Below are 285 nucleotides of genomic sequence, written 5' to 3'. Positions count from 1 at the left end.
GGTCGGATCGGCGCCACCGGAGACCAACCGGTTCGATATGTAATACCGCAACTGCTTGCCGTTCTTTCGGGCGTGCGTCGGGGTCAGCAGATCCCCGGTCTCATCCCGGAACTTGCCTTTGAGCGGAACAGCATCTTTGCTGGTCTGACCCGAGGGCGCGCCACGCCGCTTTACACTGGCGGATTGCAGCAGGTCCTGCACCTTGTCCCACAGGGACTGGTCGATGATGGCCGGATGTTTGCCGGGGAAGGTCTTTTCCTTGTGCCGGATCATCCCGAGATAGAC

General features: G+C 60.7%; 1 protein-coding gene. It reads right to left on the bottom strand.

The genetic code is table 11. The annotated features are described in order from the left end of the window. The coding region (locus EU800_RS26415; protein WP_207210036.1) for a recombinase family protein at positions 1–285 on the bottom strand (285 nt) is incomplete at both ends.

This window comes from Tropicimonas sp. IMCC6043, from assembly GCF_004146235.1.
GTDB lineage: Bacteria > Pseudomonadota > Alphaproteobacteria > Rhodobacterales > Rhodobacteraceae > Tropicimonas.
The sequence above is the reverse complement of the archived record's forward strand: the minus strand, read 5'-3'. Positions and strand labels throughout refer to the sequence as shown.